Genomic DNA, 13,749 nt, shown 5'->3' on the forward strand with positions numbered 1-13,749 from the left:
GAGGATCGCTGAGTTCATCCCGCTGCGGCGTTGTTGACGAGCAGTCGCGATCGGCATAAATACGTAACCAAATGGATACGCATTATGCCGCAGGCTGATCCCGATCGTTCCGTTTTTCGCGCCATCGCCGATCCGACGCGGCGCGCCATCCTGGATCGTTTGCGGCAGGGCCCGGCGCCGGTCAACGAACTCGCCTCGGCCTTTTCGCAGAGCCGGCCGGCAATCTCCAAGCATCTCAGGATCCTGCGCGAATTGCGCGTCGTCTCCGAGCAGAAGCATGGTCGCGAGCGGCTTTATCGGCTGGAGCCGGCGGAGCTGAAGGATGTCGCCGACTGGATCCTGCCCTATCGCGATTTCTGGCAGGCAAGCCTCGGCAATCTGAAATCCTATCTGGAGAACGAATGATGGCCAGCAACGACAGGCCGCGTGCAGTCGCCGACGTCTCGGTGGGCACCATCCTTGCCACGGTGACGATAGCCGTGCCGCCGGAGCGGGTGTTTCGGGCGCTCACCGCCGAGGACCAGATCCCGCTCTGGTGGGGTTCGGACGCGCTTTACCGGACGACGAAGCACACCGCCGATGTCAGGCCGGGCGGTGCCTGGTATTCGCAAGGCAAGGGCGCCGACGGCCATGAATTCCACGTCCAGGGCGAATATCTCGAGGTCGAGCCGCTGCATCGTCTGGTGATGACCTGGAAGGCGCCATGGGACGGCGACAATGTCACGACCGTCACCTACACGCTGGAAGCGGTCGATGCCGGAACGCGGCTGACGCTGCGCCACGAAGGCTTTGGCGCACGCCATGACTCCTGCCGTGACCACGGCTCCGGCTGGGAGCGAGTGCTCGGCTGGCTGAATGCATTCCTTGCCGCCGAAGCGGGCATCAAGTCGCCAGGCATATTCCACTGCCGGCTGATCCCGCCGCGCGCGGATCTCGCCTTTACCTTGACGGATGAGGAGAGGGCGCTGATGGACCGGCATGCCGACTATCTGCGCGGCAAGCTGGCCGAGGGCACCATGATGCTGGCTGGTCCGGTCGCCGACCCGGCCGGGCCCTGGGGCCTCGCCATCCTGCGCGTCGGCACCGAGGCCGAGGCAAGGGCGTTGACCGATGCCGACCCGGTCGTGCGTTCGGGGCAGGGCTTTCGCTACGAAATCCTGCCGCTGCTGTCAGCGATCATGTGACGTCCCCAAATACAAGAACGCCCCTCGCGCCTTTTATCGCGCGGGAGGCGTCCTTTTTGCCAGCCTTTCCAAGATTGCTCTTATGAACTGCTGACCGTACCAAAATGCGTGAGGGCCAGGATGGTTCCCACCTTGTTGCGATTTTTTTCCGATCTGGCGCCAGGCGGTTTTTGCATCCCGGATGCAACCGGGAAAGGGGCTTCGTCGTGCCTTGCCCGGCAAGCCATGCGGTGCTTCGGCTGCCGTCACCAGAACAAGAAATTTGACATGGCGGCAAAAGAAGTCTACTAGAAGTTCGTCGATATTTGTTTGCCCGACTTTTGTTATCCGCGTGCCGAGCGCGCCTTTGACGAACTTCCTCCCATCAAAAATCGAGACAAACGCCGTTGTGCATTCGCACGACGGTGAACGAATATTTGCCATGGAAAGGGTTCGTTATGAGCACTGGCACAGTAAAATGGTTCAACGCCACCAAGGGCTTTGGTTTTATTCAGCCTGACGACGGTTCGGCCGACGTTTTCGTCCATGTTTCGGCCGTCGAGCGTGCCGGAATGCGCACCATCGTCGAAGGTCAGAAGCTTGGCTACGAGATGGTTCGTGACAACAAGTCGGGCAAGATGTCCGCCGACCAGCTCAAGGCTGCGTAAAAACGGAATTCAGCCTTCCCGGTGACCACGGATGTACTGGCATCGGTAGATGGCGAGAGGAGGGTCAGGCACATGCCTGACCTTTTTCGTTTCTGGCAGTGAATTGTACGCCGCAGATCCCCTCGTATGTGCTAAGCACCGCCAAGGTGGATCCCCCCGAACCAGGAAGAAGAAGATGTCCCTTACTCCGAAGGCATCCGGCGACGAGGCCGAGCAGCTTTTCAGCAAGACCCGGACGCAGTCGATGTCGCTCAATCGCATCATCTCCGAACGTGATGCCGTCAGCGAGGCCCGTGAGGCCAAGACCGCGCGGCTGCGCGAACTGCGCCTGGAGAAGGAGGCCGACGACCGGGCGGCTGCCCTCGTTCAGGCCGCCATGCCGAAACGCGCGGGCAAACGCTGATGGCCACCAAGCGCGTGCCGCCAACGCCGATCGCCGGCGACGCGACCATTGCCGACATGGTCGAACTTCTCGACAAGCCGGTCGAATTTGTCCGGCGCGTGCTGGAAAAGCTGGAGCGTTGCAAGCGCGCCCATGGTGATGCCCAGGTGCGCGTCGGTGTGCGCGGCCGCGCCGAAGCCCCGAACTATCTGATCGAATATGTGCGCGAGGACACCAAGACGCGCGAGCGGGTGACCCATCAGGACGCCGCCTATAGCGGCAGCACGCATCGCGAACTGGCGCCGCATCACATCGAGGACGCCAGGAACTGGTCGCCCGAGGAAATGAACATCACGGCGGTGTCGGCGCTGATCGGCCGCCTGCGCAATCCGCGCGCGCCGTCATCGCGTTTCTCTGACGAGGACTGACATGGCCATAAGATTTTCCGCCAAGGACCAGCCGGCAGCGCCGGCCGCCACCGCCAAGCCGGCTGTCGCGCCGAAGGCTGACGAACCGGTCGCAACCGATCTGTTCAAGTCGTGGCCCGGAAGACGACCAAGAAGAAATAGCGCCTTGCCGCGAAATGCCGATCGCGATCCTGTCGCGCCGGGCCTGCTTGCCCTGGCGGCAGCCGCAGATTTTTCGCCGCTAGAGCAAGGCGCCGGTGCGGCCCTGTTCGACTGCCAGGCCTGCGGCGCCTGCTGCTCCTATTCAGCCGAGTGGCCGCGCTTTTCCACCGAGGACGACGCGCAGCTTGACCGCATTCCGCAGAAATTCGTCGCTGCCGACGAATCCGGTATGCGCTGCGACGGCGTGCGCTGTTCGGCTCTGTCCGGCGAGGTCGGCAAGCATACCGCTTGCGGCATCTATGACGTCCGCCCCGACGTCTGCCGCGCCTGCATGCCCGGCGGCGACGACTGCCTGATGGCGCGCGAGGCGCATGGCCTGCCACCGTAGAGCTGTCGGTCGCTCACCGCGGGATGTGGGGGGCAAAGGTAGCGGTTCTACACGGCAGGCCTTGCCTGCAATGCAAGTCCTTGCCATATAGCGCTCGGGAATGGTGTCTCCCTGAAAACCGCGCTGATGCTGATGACGCCTACTGACGAACGCCCTTCGGGCGCGCAGGAGGCTGTCATGGGATTTTTCGTCGTGTTCATCGGATCGGGTATCGGTGGCGCTCTTCGCTACGGCGTCGGGCTTCTGTCGCTGCGACTGCTCGGTGCCAACTTTCCCTTCGGAACGCTTTCCATCAACATCGTCGGATCGGCCTTGATGGGCCTTGTCGTTAGCCTGTTCGCATTGTTCCAGATCGGCGGGGATGACGTCAGGTTGTTCCTGACGACAGGTATCATCGGCGGCTTTACGACCTTCTCGACCTTCTCGCTCGACGCCGTGACGCTGTGGGAACGCGGCCAGCATCTGGCAGCCATCGGCTACATAGTCGCCAGTGTGACGCTGTCGTTGACGGCTTTGGCGGCTGTTCTCCTGCTGATGCGCCGCTGATCGATTTTCCACGGGCTGGCGACCCGCGACAGCGTGAGCGCACCGGCGTGAGCCCACAGCTTGTGCAGTGCGCCCTTGCCCGGTACCTTGCCGCCGGGCCGGGTGCCGGAGGAGCAAGTCGTGAGCATCGAATTCCTGTTGACGTCGCTGATCGTCGTGGCCTCGCCCGGCACCGGCGTTCTCTACACGCTGAGCGCCGGCCTGTCGCGCGGGGTGCGTGCCTCGATCATCGCCGCCTTCGGCTGCACGCTGGGCATCATCCCGCATATGGCAGCCGCCATCACCGGTCTTGCCGCGCTGCTGCACACCAGCGCCATCGCCTTCGAGACGCTGAAGTATCTCGGCGTCGCCTATCTGCTCTATATGGCCTGGAACACGCTGAAGGAGAGCGGTGGCCTGAGCGTCGACCAGGACGTCGCGCCGCGCTCGGCAGGCAAGGTCATCACCTCCGGCATCCTGATCAACATCCTCAACCCGAAACTGTCGATCTTCTTCTTCGCCTTCCTGCCGCAATTCGTCAGCACCACCGAACCGCACGCGCTGTCGAAGATGCTGGAACTGTCGGGCGTCTTCATGCTTTTGACCTTCGTCGTCTTCGTCGGCTACGGCATCTTCGCCGCCTCGATCCGTAGCCACGTCGTGTCGCGGCCGAAGGTGCTGACCTGGATGCGCCGCACCTTCGCCGGCGCCTTCGTCATGCTCGGCGCCAAGCTGGCGCTGGCGGACCGGTAGCGTCTGTTGACGGGCTTCGTCGCCTGCATGGCCAAGACAATGAGAAGGCGAGCCAAGGCCCGCCTTCATCTGCTCTTCAGCCGGTAAGGCTGCTAATTTGCGCCGCCGAGTGCCTGCGTATCTTAGGAATACGTCACATAGCGGCGGTCGACCTATCCCTTGACGTAGCCCATCGCCTCGACGATCCGCCCGCCGGCAACGCGCATCAAATTGACGCCGCGCAGCGAATTGCCGTCGGCCATGAAATAGCGCCAGCGGATCGTTGCCCGATCGCCGGCGACGAAGGTCTCCTCGATGTCGAAGCGGGTGCCTGGCTGGGTGGCGATCGCCGACCACAGCGCCACGCACGCCGCCTTGCCGGCGTGGCGCGCGCCGTCCGGCGCCGGCACCGTGTTTTCGATCACGCAATCCTCGGCCACCAGCTCCGCAAGCGCCGTCGGATCATGACGTTGGAACACGTCGTTGAAGCGCCGCATGATCTCGGCCGTCTGGCGGGACAGATCATTCGCGGCGATGTCAATGACAAGCTCGTGTGTCATCGTCATTCTCCTGTTTTCATTGGTCTTCGACAGCGTCGACGAGCACGGCCTTGAGACTGATGTCGGCCACGCCGGCAAGCGCGCGCGAGACCAGGCAAGTCGTCTTGGCTGACTGCGCGAACCTCTCGAACTCCTCTGCCCCGAGTTCCGCGATCTCCGCCTGCGTTTCGAGCTCGATGCGGGTGATCGTCGGCCCGGCCGCGGTCGCGCCGAGATGCACTTTCGCCGTGGTGCGGATATTCCAGGGAATGTGACCCTCCCGGCCGAGGATGGCACTCAGCGCCATCGAGAAGCAGCCGGCATGGGCCGCCGCGATCAGTTCTTCCGGATTGGTGCCGGGACCATTTTCGAAACGCGACGGGAAGGAGTAGGCGCCCTCGAAGACGCCGCTGCCCAGTCGAAGCCGACCCGAACCTTCCCTCAGCGCACCTTGCCACTCGGCCGAAGCCTCACGAATTGTCATTGGGTCCTCCAAGAGTTCGATTGAAAAAGCGAATATGTAGACCGATCTACATATTATGTAGACCGATTGTCATATTAGTAACAAGGCCTATAATGGCTCTCTCCTGACAGAGGCTGACATGGCGAACGACACCCGCACCCGCATGATCGAGGCGACGGCGCTGCTGATTGGGCAGCGCGGCTATCACGGCACCTCGCTCAACGACATATTGAGCGCCAGCGGCGCACCGCGCGGTTCTCTCTATTTCCATTTTCCGGGCGGCAAGGACCAATTGGTCATCGAGGTGACGCGCGACAGCATCGCCAAAGTGACCGAAAGGCTGGGCGAGGACCTTGCCGCCGAAACGAGCCCGGCGGTGGCCGTCCATCACATCTACCAGTCGGTTGCCCGCATGCTGGAGGACAATGAATTCACGCTCGGTTGCCCGATCGCGCCCGTGGTGCTGGATTCACCGGCGAATGTGCCGGAACTGGCCGAACTGTGCCGCTCGGCGTTCGAGCAGTGGATCGGCCTGCTGCGTCAGGCCTTCGTCAGGGCAGGGGTGCCCGAACGCCGTGCCCATGCCCTGGCGCTGCTGGTCGAATCCTCGCTGGAAGGGCTGATGGTGATTGCGCGCGCCACCCGTGATCGCGCCCCGCTGCTGGCCGTCGCCGACGAAGTCGCGGCGCTGGTCGAGTCGGCCGTGCTGGCCGGCGAAGCGCGGCAACGCGCGGAGGCCGCCGTCTGAGGCGTGAGCCCAAGCAAAAACAAACGGTTAGAACGGTCTCGTGATTCGAGGCCCTAAGTCCCCTGGTTGGGAAAGCAGGCCTGGGCGCTGAGGGCCGGACCATTGGCCAGCGCAGTCAGGAAATTCGGCAGCACGGTGGGGAACGTGTAGGAGATCTGCACCATCGTGAAGCCGGACAGGCCCGAACAGTTGGTGTTGTTGTTGATGGTGATGTTGGAACCGGTCAGCACGATGCCGTCGGTCGCGGCCATGCCGCTGATGTAGCTGATCGCATTGGCGGCGTTGTAGACGCCGTCTTTCGCGCATCCGCTTTGCAGCACGCCGACGCAACGTGCGCCCGCGTTCGCCATGTCCTGCAGCACGTGCTGGGCCCAGTACATGCGGCCGAATTCAATCGTTCCCAGCAGTACCATCAGCAGCGGCACCGATAGCAGCGCGAACTCGACCGCGTTGGCGCCGGACTTGTCCCTGACGAATGAAGCCAGCCGCCTCATTGCGGCTGCACCATGGCGTGGACGGTGATGTTGCCGCCGGTCACGATGCCAAGGCCGCCGAACAGCGGCGCAAACGGCCTGCTCGCGCTGATCGCCACGAACTTTCCCGAGACGCCGCCATTGGCGCAGACGGTGCTGCAGGTCACCGACGAACCCCAGGTCACGCTGCCGCCCGAGCCGGTCGGACAATAGCAGAGGTCGGCATTGGATGCGGTGCCGCTCTGGGTCGCCTTGGCGGTGCTGGCGTTGTAGCTGATCGTCGCGCCATTGTTGACGACGACCTGGACAGTGCCGCCGGAGGTGCCGAGGCCGCTGGCCACTACGGCCGTGATGTTGGCGGCGAGCCCGCTGCCGCCAGTGGAATTGACCTTGTCGGAGCCGAGCAGGGCATAGTTGGAACCGGCCGAGATCGCCGAACTCAGGTCGAACTTCGCCTTCAGCGAAGCGCCGATATCGACCGTTCCAGCCAGGATGAGGATCAGCACAGGGCTGACCAGCGCGAACTCGACTGCCGAGACGCCCGACGTCTCGCGACGGAGGAAGCGTGCTGGCGCCGAGCTTGTCAGGGCGCGCGCCAGGCGGCGATGGAAACGGGAAATCGTCATCACTGGACCAGGCTCACTTTGCTGCTGGCGCTGGCGCCGGAAGCGGCGATGCATTCTGACGCAGCGGTGGTGCCGCCCGACAGCGTGATGCGCGAACCGATCATCTGCAAGCACTTGGTCGTGTCCGTCGTCGAGCCCAGCACGCTGGAGCCGCCGTTCATGATGATCGGGCCGTAGGGAAAATAGAAGGCGCCGGAGATCTGTGCGTTGGAGCCACCTTCGGCGAAGGTGGCGCCGGCGGTGATCGAGGTCGACGTCGGTCCGATCACGGCGAGCTTTGCGGTGGTGCCGGTCTGCGGCGCGGTGAGCACGATGTTGCTGTAGCCGGCCGCCACGCAGAAGACATAGCCGCTGCAGCTTCCCGAGCTCGACTTGGCCTTGCCCGACAGCACCAGCGTCACGTCGGTGCCGCTGACGCTGATCGTGCTGCCGCCGCAGCTGGCGCTGCCGCCGCCGCTGCCGCCCAGCGCAAAATAGCCGTCCACCGTATAGACGCCGGCGCCGAGCAGGATTGCGCCCGAGGCGATGAAATTTCCCTGGATATCGTGCTGCGCGGTGGCCGGAATGACGAAGCAACTGCCGCCGCCACCGCCATTCACATTACCGACGACCTGGAACACGCCCGAGCTGCTGGCGTCAGCCATGACGGTCTTCGAGCCGCCGCCGAGCGTGATGGCATCGCCATTGCTGCCGGGGCCGACCTTGTAGCTGTTGGATGTTCCGGAACCGAAGGTCAGCGTCGCGCCGCCGGTATTGATGAAGCCGCCCGGCAGTTCGAAGGTGCTCGGCCCGCCGAAGGTCAGTGTGCTGGTGTTGCACAGCGAGACCTTCGCCGTGCTGCTGCAGGTACTGTCGCTGATGCCGATCTTGAAGGTGCCGGCGCCGAAAATCGTGGTCGCGCCGCCGCCGGTCGTCAACCCCTTGGCGAAGTTGAAGGTGCCGGCGCCGAAGGTCGTGGTTCCGGCAGTGGTCACCTGCTTGCCGAAATTGTAGGTGCCGGCGCCGAACGTCGTGGTTCCCGCCGTGGTCAGCGTCTTGGCGAAATTGTAGATCCCGGGGCCGAACTTGGTGGTGGCGCTGGTCGTGACGTCGCCGGAGATGTTGTAGACGGTCGTTGCCGCTCCGCTGGTGGCGAAGTTGAGATTGATGCCGCCGCCGATGGTGATGTTGCCGATGTTGACCGTAGTCTTGTTGCCGCAATTCAGCGTCCATGTGCTGTCGCTGTAGGAGGCCGTGCACCCGAGCGCAATCGCCTGGTTTTGCGTGGAATTCGCATTGTAGGCGAAGGCGATGCTCGTGCCCGTTACGCTGGTCGGTGCAGTCGGCGCCGTCGTCTTCGAAAGCCCGGCCACCGTGGCGATGCGGGCGACGGCGGCCGTGACGGCGGTGTTGCCGGCCAGCGGATCGGCGGTGGATTTCTTGGCGATCACTGCCGCCGTGCCGTTCGGCCCGCTGATGCCGCTGCAGGGCTGGGTTGGAGCCGCTGCGGAATTGTAGTTGACGCCTATGGCCGAGATCGTCGTGCCGCAGGGCACCGTCACCGTGTTGTTCGACGACACCGTGCATTTGGGCGCGGTGATCTTGGTGCCGCCGGAGAGTGTGATGCCGGTCTGGGTGCCGTCCAGCGCCAGCATGCAGCCGGGCGTCTGTGCCTGCGCGCCGACTTCGGCGACGGAGCCGGCATAGATCTGCAATTGCTGGCGATCGTTCAGCACGCGCGCCAGCAGCAACTCCTTCTCGGTGCGGATCGTTACCGAAACGGCCTTCATTCCGCTGGTTTTGGGCGAGGTCACCAGGGCAGCCTGGACGTCGGCCGCGGGGACGCCATTGAGGACAGCCACCTTGACGGCCGTCGCGTCATCTGGTCGGTCGAACTTGTCGCGTTGTAGGCAAGCGCGCCGGCATAGGCCGAAAGATCGGCGATGCGCTGGTTGTTGGCCCGCTCGACCAGGGCCCCGCCATATTCCGTGACCAGCGCCGCCATGCCGATGAGCAACGGCAACACCAGCGCCGAGGTGATGAGGACATTGCCGTCGCGGCTACGCGAAAATCGCCGGAAAATCGTCATCATGGCCAACCTGAGCAACGCTACACTTTCGAGCAACCTGTCGTGCCCTGTCTTTTAGTAGCCTTGAATGTGTTAAAAAATATTGTCCGACAAATTCACCATCAATTGATCGAAACTGATGATTTTGTTGGCGAATTGCCTGGGAAAAGTCAGCCGGAAGCGGCCGCCCCGGCTAAGGCCGGCAGTGACAGGTTTTCCGGCTAAGCGCGCATGGTCGCGCGCTCAGTGTCGGCCCGTGCAGCAGAGCCAATGGGCCATGAAAAAAGGGCGGCATCGCTGCCGCCCTTTCCGTAAGCCTAGCGAGTTTGGCTGGATTAGAAGTCCATGCCGCCCATGCCGCCCATGCCGCCGCCGCCCATGCCGCCAGGCATGCCGCCGCCAGCCGACTCCTTCTTCGGAGCCTCCGCGATCATGGCTTCGGTGGTGACCAGCAGGCCGGCGACCGAGGCCGCATCCTGCAGAGCCGTGCGAACGACCTTGACCGGATCGACGATGCCCATGGCGATCATGTCGCCATATTCGCCGGTCTGGGCGTTGTAGCCGAAGGTCGCGCCCTTGTTGTCGAGGATCTTGCCGGCAACGATCGAAGCTTCCGCACCGGCGTTGGCCGCGATCTGGCGGGCCGGAGCCTGCAGCGCGCGACGCACGATGTTGATGCCGGCAGCCTGGTCGGAGTTGGCGCCGGTGGCCTTGAGGTTGGCCGAGGCGCGCAGTAGGGCCACGCCACCGCCAGCGACAATGCCTTCTTCCACGGCCGCGCGGGTCGCGTTGAGGGCGTCATCGACGCGGTCCTTCTTTTCCTTGACTTCGACTTCCGTCGCACCGCCGACGCGGATCACCGCAACGCCGCCCGCGAGCTTCGCGAGACGTTCCTGCAGCTTCTCCTTGTCGTAGTCCGAGGTGGTCTCCTCGATCTGCTGCTTGATCTGGGCGACGCGGCCCTGGATCTCGGCCTTCTTGCCGGCGCCGTCGACGATGGTGGTGTTCTCCTTGGAGATCGACACCTTCTTGGCGCGGCCGAGCATGTTGAGGCCGACGTTCTCGAGCTTGATGCCGAGGTCTTCCGAGATGACCTGGCCACCGGTGAGGATGGCGATGTCTTCCAGCATGGCCTTGCGGCGATCACCGAAGCCCGGCGCCTTGACGGCGGCGATCTTCAGGCCGCCACGCAGCTTGTTGACGACCAGCGTGGCCAGGGCCTCGCCTTCGACGTCTTCCGAGATGATGAGCAGCGGCTTCGAGGTCTGCACGACGGCCTCGAGGACCGGCAGCATGGCCTGCAGGTTGGAGAGCTTCTTCTCGTGGAGCAGGATGTAGGCGTCCTCGAGATCGGCAACCATCTTGTCGGCGTTGGTGACGAAGTAGGGCGACAGGTAGCCCCGGTCGAACTGCATGCCTTCGACGACTTCGAGTTCGGTCTCGGCGGTCTTGGCTTCCTCGACCGTGATGACGCCCTCGTTGCCGACCTTCTGCATCGCTTCCGCGATCATCGCGCCGACCGACTCGTCGCCATTGGCCGAGATCGTGCCGACCTGGGCGACTTCCTCGGAGGTCTTGATCTTCTTGGCGGCCTTGCCGAGCGCCACGACGACTTCGGTCACGGCGAGGTCGATGCCGCGCTTCAGGTCCATCGGGTTCATGCCGGCGGCAACCGCCTTGTGGCCTTCCTGGACGATCGACTGCGCCAGAACGGTCGCGGTCGTGGTGCCATCGCCGGCGATGTCGTTGGTCTTCGAAGCAACTTCGCGGACCATCTGCGCGCCCATGTTCTCGAACTTGTCCTCAAGCTCGATTTCCTTGGCGACGGTGACGCCGTCCTTGGTGATGCGCGGGGCGCCGAACGACTTGTCGATGACGACGTTGCGGCCCTTCGGGCCGAGCGTGACCTTCACCGCGTCGGCGAGGATGTTGACGCCGCGCAGCATGCGCTCACGGGCATCACGGGAGAATTTTACTTCTTTGGCAGCCATGTTTAGCTCCTGGCAGGGGCTTTGATCGAGCCCGCAGATTTAGATGACGGTGAGGCCGATATTCAGCCGATGATGCCCATGATGTCGGATTCCTTCATGATCAGAAGGTCTTCGCCATTGAGCTTGACTTCGGTGCCCGACCACTTGCCGAACAGGATGCGGTCGCCAGCCTTGACGTCCAGGGGGACGAGCTTGCCGGCTTCGTCGCGGGCGCCGGAACCGACAGCGATGATCTCGCCTTCCTGCGGCTTTTCCTTCGCCGTATCCGGGATGATGATCCCGCCGGCGGTCTTGGATTCGGATTCAACCCGGCGAACGACCACGCGGTCATGAAGCGGGCGGAACTTCGACTTTGCCATTTTTTCTTCCTCGAATGAGAACGGTGAGAACTGTTCCTCCGTCCGGCGGAGCCGGACAAACCAAGCCCGGCAGCGCCGGACCCTTGGTTAGCACTCACCAATGGCGAGTGCTAACGTGCCGGTGAAATAGGCTGCTGGCTGGCGAGAGTCAAGGCGCGCGAGAGGGCGTAATCGCGCGAAATTATGTTTGAGCAATCGCCCAGTTTTGGAATGCGCCGATTGCCGTTGGCTTCGACCACGAAATACGCCCGCTGCGCCGCCAGGATTGGCGGGAACAGCGGGCGTGGGAAGATGAGGCGTTCTGACTAGATATTCATGCCGCCCGACGCCTCGATGCGTTGGGCGTTGACCCAGCGATTGTCCTCCGATAGCAGCGAGGCGATCATCGGACCGATATCGTCGGGCACGCCGGCGCGGCCGAGTGCGGTGACGCCAGCCACCATGCGGTTGATCTCGGCGTCGTCGCGCACATGGCCGCCATTGAAGTCGGTCGCGATCGCGCCGGGGGCCACGGTGTTGGCGGTTATGCGGCGGGCGCCGAGTTCCTTGGCGAGATAGCGCGTGAACACCTCGATGCCGCCCTTCATCATCGCATAGGCGGCCGAGCCTGGAACCGAGAAGCGCGCCAGTCCGCTCGATACATTGATGATGCGCCCGCCATCCGCGACCAGAGGCAGCAGCGCCTGGGTGAGGAAGAAAACGCCCTTGAGGTGGATGTTCACCAGCGCGTCGAATTCATCTTCGGTCGTCTCGGCGATGGTCTTGCGCAGGCCGGTGCCGGCATTGTTGACGAGGAAGTCGAACCGGTCACGCTGCCAGGTTTCGCGCAGCGTCCGCTTCAACGCCTCTACAAAGGCCGGGAAGGTCACGACAGCGCCCGTATCGAGTTGCAGCGCCGCGGCGCGGCCGCCCGCCGCCTCGATCTCCGCAATAGCCGCCTGGGCCTCATCCGCGCGGGAGCGGTAGGTGATCACCATGTCGACGCCCTTGCGGGCAAGGCTGAGCGCGGTGTTGCGTCCCAATCCACGGCTGCCGCCGGTGATCAGGGCTATCGGGCGATTGGTCTTGGTCATGGTCGTCTCCATCGATTTGCGATGGCGTCTATTTATTCTCCCGACTGGTGGATATAATCAGGCAAGAATTGCCTTCTCTATTCACAAAAGACGAACAATCGAAAATGGACAAGCTCGATAGCATGCGCCTCTTCACCCGCGTCGTGGAGCGGCGCAGTTTCACGGCCGCCGCAGCCGATCTCGGCCTGCCGCGCTCCAGCGCGACCTCCGCGATCAAGCAACTCGAGGAACGGCTGGGCGTGCAACTCCTGCGGCGCACCACCCGCCACGTCACCACGACACTCGACGGCGAGGCCTATTATCAGCGCTGCACCGGCATCCTGGCCGACATCGAGGATGCCGAAGGCAGCTTTGCCGCCAACGAGGTTAGCGGACGGCTGCGCATCGACGTCAACGGCCACATGGCGCGTACCTTCATCCTGCCGGAACTGCCGGCGCTGCTCGCCCGCCATCCCGGTCTGACGGTGCACATCGGCGAGGGGGATCGTCTGGTGGATCTGGTGCGCGAAGGCGTCGATTGCGTCATCCGTTCCGGCACGCTTCCCGACAGCGACATGATCGTGCGCCGGCTGGGCACTGCGCGCGAGATCACCGTCGCCAGCCCGGCCTATCTCGAGCGCCACGGCGTGCCGCGCGATCCCGACGATCTTGCCGGGCACGTGATGATCGGCTTCGTCTCCTCGCGCACCGGACAGGTAATGCCGCTGGAGTTCATGGTCGACGGCAAGGTCCGAGAGGTCGTGCTGCCGTCGCTGGTCACGGTGGCCAATTCCGACACCAGCGCCACTCTGGTGCGGCTCGGCTTCGGTCTCTACCAGGCACCGCGGCTTCGTTTCGCCGAGGATCTTGCCGCGGGCAGGCTGGTCGAGGTGCTGAGCGACTATCCGCCGACAGCGACGCCCATCTCGGTTCTCTATCCGCGCAGCCGGCAGCTGTCGCCGCGGGTCAGGGTGTTCGTCGACTGGCTGGTCGAGATCTTGGCGCCGAAGCTGGATCCCTGAGG

20 protein-coding genes and 1 riboswitch are annotated in these 13,749 nt (G+C 63.7%); of the genes, 10 read left to right on the plus strand and 10 right to left on the minus strand.

What is annotated here, in order from left to right; genetic code table 11:
• Nucleotides 1-84: 84 nt before the first annotated feature.
• A complete protein-coding gene (locus A6B35_RS15840) occupies nucleotides 85-405 on the plus strand; it encodes an ArsR/SmtB family transcription factor (protein WP_006203028.1) in 321 nt (106 codons plus the stop codon).
• A complete protein-coding gene (locus tag A6B35_RS15845) occupies nucleotides 402-1,184 on the plus strand; it encodes an SRPBCC domain-containing protein (RefSeq protein WP_244425948.1) in 783 nt (260 codons plus the stop codon). The genes A6B35_RS15840 and A6B35_RS15845 overlap by 4 nt, the downstream gene beginning before the upstream one ends.
• A 33-nt stretch (nucleotides 1,185-1,217) precedes the next feature.
• Here the strand turns inward: A6B35_RS15845 and A6B35_RS35595 are convergent, their stop codons facing one another.
• The gene (locus tag A6B35_RS35595; RefSeq protein ID WP_139032218.1) at nucleotides 1,218-1,607 is read right to left on the minus strand and encodes a hypothetical protein; all 390 of its coding nucleotides are present in this window, start codon (nucleotides 1,605-1,607) and stop codon (nucleotides 1,218-1,220) included.
• A 14-nt stretch (nucleotides 1,608-1,621) separates the two neighbouring features.
• On the opposite strand from A6B35_RS35595, the gene A6B35_RS15850 reads away from it, so the two are divergent.
• From A6B35_RS15850 to A6B35_RS15875, 6 genes are all read left to right on the plus strand, one after another.
• A complete protein-coding gene (locus A6B35_RS15850) occupies nucleotides 1,622-1,831 on the plus strand; it encodes a cold-shock protein (RefSeq protein ID WP_006203031.1) in 210 nt (69 codons plus the stop codon).
• Nucleotides 1,832-2,006: 175 nt separating this feature from the next.
• Complete coding sequence (locus A6B35_RS15855) at nucleotides 2,007-2,234, plus strand: hypothetical protein (RefSeq protein ID WP_006203032.1); 228 nt, start codon at nucleotides 2,007-2,009, stop codon at nucleotides 2,232-2,234.
• The gene (locus A6B35_RS15860) at nucleotides 2,234-2,641 is read left to right on the plus strand and encodes a hypothetical protein (RefSeq protein ID WP_006203034.1); all 408 of its coding nucleotides are present in this window, start codon (nucleotides 2,234-2,236) and stop codon (nucleotides 2,639-2,641) included. The genes A6B35_RS15855 and A6B35_RS15860 overlap by 1 nt, the downstream gene beginning before the upstream one ends.
• A gap of 193 nt (nucleotides 2,642-2,834) precedes the next feature.
• Complete coding sequence (locus A6B35_RS15865) at nucleotides 2,835-3,170, plus strand: YkgJ family cysteine cluster protein (RefSeq protein ID WP_050900744.1); 336 nt, start codon at nucleotides 2,835-2,837, stop codon at nucleotides 3,168-3,170.
• A gap of 87 nt (nucleotides 3,171-3,257) precedes the next feature.
• Nucleotides 3,258-3,319, plus strand: a riboswitch (Fluoride riboswitch).
• A 28-nt stretch (nucleotides 3,320-3,347) separates the two neighbouring features.
• Nucleotides 3,348-3,716, plus strand: coding sequence for a fluoride efflux transporter CrcB (crcB, locus tag A6B35_RS15870; protein WP_040583010.1), 369 nt, complete (start codon nucleotides 3,348-3,350; stop codon nucleotides 3,714-3,716).
• 120 nt (nucleotides 3,717-3,836) lie between these two features.
• Nucleotides 3,837-4,448 carry a LysE family translocator gene (locus A6B35_RS15875; RefSeq protein ID WP_006203039.1) on the plus strand — a complete coding sequence of 204 codons (612 nt, stop codon included), beginning with the start codon at nucleotides 3,837-3,839 and terminating at the stop codon, nucleotides 4,446-4,448.
• A 152-nt stretch (nucleotides 4,449-4,600) separates the two neighbouring features.
• Here the strand turns inward: A6B35_RS15875 and A6B35_RS15880 are convergent, their stop codons facing one another.
• Together A6B35_RS15880 and A6B35_RS15885 are read right to left on the minus strand one after the other, a co-directional pair.
• Nucleotides 4,601-4,987 (minus strand): nuclear transport factor 2 family protein, encoded by a 387-nt coding sequence (locus A6B35_RS15880; RefSeq protein ID WP_006203040.1) that lies wholly within the window; start codon nucleotides 4,985-4,987, stop codon nucleotides 4,601-4,603.
• Between the two features lie 16 nt (nucleotides 4,988-5,003).
• Nucleotides 5,004-5,450 carry an OsmC family protein gene (locus A6B35_RS15885; RefSeq protein ID WP_006203041.1) on the minus strand — a complete coding sequence of 149 codons (447 nt, stop codon included), beginning with the start codon at nucleotides 5,448-5,450 and terminating at the stop codon, nucleotides 5,004-5,006.
• A gap of 118 nt (nucleotides 5,451-5,568) precedes the next feature.
• Here A6B35_RS15885 and A6B35_RS15890 point away from each other — a divergent pair, with 118 nt between their 5' ends.
• Entirely contained in the window at nucleotides 5,569-6,177 is a 609-nt protein-coding gene (locus A6B35_RS15890) for a TetR/AcrR family transcriptional regulator (RefSeq protein WP_006203042.1), read from the plus strand.
• A 53-nt stretch (nucleotides 6,178-6,230) separates the two neighbouring features.
• On the opposite strand, the gene A6B35_RS15895 is transcribed toward A6B35_RS15890, so the two are convergent.
• From A6B35_RS15895 to A6B35_RS15920, 7 genes are all read right to left on the minus strand, one after another.
• Nucleotides 6,231-6,671, minus strand: a complete 441-nt coding sequence (locus tag A6B35_RS15895) for a TadE/TadG family type IV pilus assembly protein (protein ID WP_006203043.1) — start codon at nucleotides 6,669-6,671, stop codon at nucleotides 6,231-6,233.
• On the minus strand, nucleotides 6,668-7,276 hold the full coding sequence (locus A6B35_RS15900; RefSeq protein ID WP_006203044.1) for a TadE/TadG family type IV pilus assembly protein: 609 nt from the start codon (nucleotides 7,274-7,276) through the stop codon (nucleotides 6,668-6,670). The genes A6B35_RS15895 and A6B35_RS15900 overlap by 4 nt, the downstream gene beginning before the upstream one ends.
• Nucleotides 7,276-9,069, minus strand: coding sequence for a hypothetical protein (locus A6B35_RS15905; protein ID WP_244425949.1), 1,794 nt, complete (start codon nucleotides 9,067-9,069; stop codon nucleotides 7,276-7,278). Before A6B35_RS15905 ends, A6B35_RS15900 begins: the two co-directional genes overlap by 1 nt.
• On the minus strand, nucleotides 9,066-9,347 hold the full coding sequence (locus tag A6B35_RS36615) for a pilus assembly protein TadG-related protein (protein ID WP_006203046.1): 282 nt from the start codon (nucleotides 9,345-9,347) through the stop codon (nucleotides 9,066-9,068). The genes A6B35_RS15905 and A6B35_RS36615 overlap by 4 nt, the downstream gene beginning before the upstream one ends.
• Before the next feature lie 311 nt (nucleotides 9,348-9,658).
• The gene (gene groL, locus A6B35_RS15910; protein WP_006203047.1) at nucleotides 9,659-11,314 is read right to left on the minus strand and encodes a chaperonin GroEL; all 1,656 of its coding nucleotides are present in this window, start codon (nucleotides 11,312-11,314) and stop codon (nucleotides 9,659-9,661) included.
• 62 nt (nucleotides 11,315-11,376) lie between these two features.
• The gene (gene groES / locus A6B35_RS15915) at nucleotides 11,377-11,673 is read right to left on the minus strand and encodes a co-chaperone GroES (RefSeq protein ID WP_006203049.1); all 297 of its coding nucleotides are present in this window, start codon (nucleotides 11,671-11,673) and stop codon (nucleotides 11,377-11,379) included.
• Nucleotides 11,674-11,978: 305 nt separating this feature from the next.
• Nucleotides 11,979-12,758, minus strand: a complete 780-nt coding sequence (locus A6B35_RS15920) for an SDR family NAD(P)-dependent oxidoreductase (RefSeq protein ID WP_006203050.1) — start codon at nucleotides 12,756-12,758, stop codon at nucleotides 11,979-11,981.
• Nucleotides 12,759-12,850: 92 nt separating this feature from the next.
• On the opposite strand from A6B35_RS15920, the gene A6B35_RS15925 reads away from it, so the two are divergent.
• Nucleotides 12,851-13,747 carry a LysR family transcriptional regulator gene (locus tag A6B35_RS15925; RefSeq protein ID WP_006203051.1) on the plus strand — a complete coding sequence of 299 codons (897 nt, stop codon included), beginning with the start codon at nucleotides 12,851-12,853 and terminating at the stop codon, nucleotides 13,745-13,747.
• Nucleotides 13,748-13,749: the final 2 nt, after the last annotated feature.

It is taken from the genome of Mesorhizobium amorphae CCNWGS0123 (assembly GCF_001686985.1).
Taxonomy (GTDB): Bacteria; Pseudomonadota; Alphaproteobacteria; order Rhizobiales; family Rhizobiaceae; genus Mesorhizobium; species Mesorhizobium amorphae.